The organism is Rhodococcus sp. CX (assembly GCF_015865005.1).
GTDB lineage: Bacteria > Actinomycetota > Actinomycetes > Mycobacteriales > Mycobacteriaceae > Rhodococcus.
The window spans coordinates 4619-4836 of the sequence record NZ_JADZGH010000252.1; the positions used below are offsets into that span (position 1 = coordinate 4619).

Sequence of the window (218 nt, forward strand, 5' to 3'; positions counted from 1 at the left end):
CGCAGCGGCGCGAACAGCACCGGGAGGGTGTCGACGATGTCACCGAGCCGGGTCGTCCACCCCACCAGCGACGCGCAGACCAGCAGCGCCAGGCCCACCAGGACCGATCGCACATACGGGTCGAGGCCCCCGCCGAACGAGCTGAGCACGGCGAAGAACCCGAGGGACGCGAACACCCACCACGGGACGGTGGGCACCGCGCCGCGCGGGATCCGCGC

At 73.4% G+C, this 218-nt stretch carries 1 pseudogene; it reads right to left on the minus strand.

Annotated elements, in window-relative coordinates:
* Nucleotides 1-218: pseudogene (locus I0Q12_RS27370) on the minus strand (energy-coupling factor transporter transmembrane protein EcfT); the annotation flags it as partial.